Below are 3,012 nucleotides of genomic sequence, written 5' to 3'. Positions count from 1 at the left end.
TTACTCTGTATCACCTTCGGCAGAAAGGGCTTTGTTTTGTCATGCAAACTCACCCAGTGATACCTAGCCTCATATGAAGTTCGTGTTCCTCAGACCGGAAGTTTGCCGCTCGCTTCCTTCAGATTCCGCGTCACCACGGACACCCTTGCGTTAAGCTAACTGCTACTTCTGCCTTCGCAGCTCGGGACTTTCACCCTATAGATTACACCCATGCCGGGCGCACATGGATGAAACACTTGGATGTGTCCAAGTGTTTTTTACTAATAGAAAATATGTTTTCGGTTTTCATTACTTTTTTTGAATAAATAAAAATTACGATCCTAGAAATTATTTATGTTTTTCACATATAATCCTAATGTTGTTACTTTTGTAAAAAGGAGATCGGACATGATTTGGCGATTCTTTTCATACTACAAACCGCATAAAAAACTGTTTATTTTCGATTTTACCAGTGCCGTCATTGTGGCGATTTTAGAACTAGCATTTCCACTTGCAATGCAATGGTTAATTGATGATTTGCTTCCAAAAAGTGATTGGCCCGCCATTGTTTCTGTAAGTATTGGACTTTTTCTGCTTTATTTATTAAGTACTTTGCTACAGTTTATCGTGAATTATTGGGGACATAAGCTTGGAATTAATATTGAAACGGATATGAGACAAGAGCTATTTGAGCATGTTCAAAAACAATCGTTTCGGTTCTTTGATAATACGAAAACAGGACATATCATGAGCCGGATTACAAATGATTTATTTGATATCGGTGAGCTTGCCCATCATGGTCCGGAAGATGTATTTATTGCAGGAATGACCTTTATTTCTGCATTTTGGATTATGTTCACCATCAACGTAAAGTTGGCATTGGTTGTCATGCTTATACTTCCTCTCTTAATCCTATTGGTTGTTGTGTGTAATGTAAAAATGAACAAAGCATGGGGGAAAATGTATTCAAGTATTGCGGATGTGAATGCTCGTGTCGAGGATAGTGTAGCCGGCAGTCGTGTAGTACAATCTTTTACGAATGAAGAATATGAAATTTCTAGATTTAGGAAAAATAACCAAAAATACAGGGCAGCGAAACTAGGTGGCTACCGGGTCATGTCATTTAGTCTTTCTGGTATTTATATGATGACAAGGCTAATTACGATTGTAGTATTAGTTTATGGTGCTTGGCTATGCTTTACCAATCAACTTTCCTATGGTGCATTAGTGGGATTTGTATTGTATGTGAATGTTCTATTTAAACCAATTGATAAAATCAGTGCTATAATGGAACTTTATCCAAAAGGAATGGCTGGTTTTAAACGATTTATTGAGCTGGTCGATAAAGAACCGGAAGTGAAAGATCAACCAAATGCTGTAGAAGTGGCAGGATTAAATGGAAATATTCAATTTAAGAATGTGACTTTTGGTTATGATCCACATCAATTAGTATTAGAAAACATAAATTTAAAGATTCATGCAGGTGAAACAGTCGCATTCGTAGGACCGTCCGGTGCTGGAAAAACAACCATTTGTTCGCTTATTCCAAGATTTTACGATGTTCAGAGTGGTTCCATCAGTATCGATGGCATGGATATTCGAAATATGACTAAAAAATCGTTGCGTTCCCAAATCGGGATCGTCCAGCAAGATGTGTTCCTATTTACTGGAACCATTAAAGAAAATATTGCCTATGGAAAACGAGATGCAACAGATGAGGAAATAGCGGAAGCGGCCCGCCGAGCACACCTCGAATCATTTATTGCTTCTTTACCTGACGGCTATGAAACCCAAATTGGAGAAAGAGGGTTAAAACTGTCAGGAGGACAAAAACAACGGATTGCGATTGCCCGGATGTTTTTGAAAAATCCACCGATATTAATATTGGATGAAGCGACATCGGCTCTCGATACAGAAACTGAAAAGGTAATCCAAGAAGCATTGAATGAACTAGCTCAAAATCGTACGACATTGATTATTGCCCATCGACTCGCAACCATCCGAAATGCAGATCGTATATTCGTCGTCACAGAAGAGGGGATTGCTGAAGAAGGGCGACATGACGAATTAATTGAACAAGGTGGAATTTTTGCCAATCTTCATCGGGTACAATTTCAACAAACATAAGATAACAATAATCCCTGTGAATCATCACAGGGATATTTTTTTTAGTAAAATATAATTATATTATGTAAACTGATTTAACCATTATTGTGATTCGATATTCAAGGGAAAATGGACATATGAGTATTTAAAATAGAAATGAATCAATAAGCCAAAGATTATCGTGCAACGAAATAAACATAATAATATTATGTAAACTTATCAAACCTTAATTGGTCTCCGATGCTTAAGGGTAAATGTGCAGGAAACAAAGGCCAGAAAGATGAGTATTAGGAATAGAAATCAATCAACAAGCCAATGATATAAATGCAAATTGATTTTGCAAATTTTTTTATGATACACCAGGAGGCTATATTTGAATGGAACACGGCAAAGTAAAATGGTTTAATAATGAAAAAGGTTATGGATTTATTCAGCGTGAAGGCGGAGAGGATGTTTTTGTTCATTTTTCGGCTATTCAAGGAGAAGGTTATAAATCATTAGAGGAAGGCCAAGAAGTTGAATTTGATTTAGAAAATGGAGAACGTGGAATGCAGGCAGTGAATGTCCGCAAACTATAAATTTCAGCAAGAAAGACCCTTTTTTGGGTCTTTTTTTGTGTGCGCCCGGCATGGGTGTAATCTATAGGGTGAAAGTCCCGAGCTGCGAAGGCAGAAGTAGCAGTTAGCTTAACGCAAGGGTGTCCGTGGTGACGCGGAATCTGAAGGAAGCGAGCGGCAAACTTCCGGTCTGAGGAACACGAACTTCATATGAGGCTAGGTATCACTGGGTGAGTTTGCACAACAAAACAAAGCCCTTTCTGCCGAAGGTGATACAGAGTAAATGAAGCAGATGGATGGAAGGAAAGATTACACTCTTACCCGGGGAGGTCTGATGGATACGTGAAGTACCCTTCATAACCTACTTAGT

2 protein-coding genes are annotated in these 3,012 nt (G+C 38.3%); both read left to right on the top strand.

Annotated elements, in window-relative coordinates; genetic code table 11:
- The first annotated feature begins 387 nt into the window (after window positions 1-387).
- Window positions 388-2,106 (top strand): ABC transporter ATP-binding protein, encoded by a 1,719-nt coding sequence (locus GZA11_RS16180; protein WP_163184395.1) that lies wholly within the window; start codon window positions 388-390, stop codon window positions 2,104-2,106.
- Between the two features lie 356 nt (window positions 2,107-2,462).
- Window positions 2,463-2,663, top strand: coding sequence for a cold-shock protein (locus tag GZA11_RS16175; protein WP_038534887.1), 201 nt, complete (start codon window positions 2,463-2,465; stop codon window positions 2,661-2,663).
- The last annotated feature ends 349 nt before the right edge of the window (window positions 2,664-3,012 follow it).

The organism is Neobacillus sedimentimangrovi (genome assembly GCF_010614825.1).
GTDB lineage: Bacteria > Bacillota > Bacilli > Bacillales > Cytobacillaceae > Neobacillus > Neobacillus thermocopriae.
This window is presented reverse-complemented; position numbering and strand designations above follow the sequence as displayed.

Coding starts and splice junctions, on each gene's coding strand:
- GZA11_RS16180 (WP_163184395.1), top strand. CDS start 388: ATGATTTGGCGATTCTTTTCATACTACAAACCGCATAAAAAACTGTTT.
- GZA11_RS16175 (WP_038534887.1), top strand. CDS start 2,463: ATGGAACACGGCAAAGTAAAATGGTTTAATAATGAAAAAGGTTATGGA.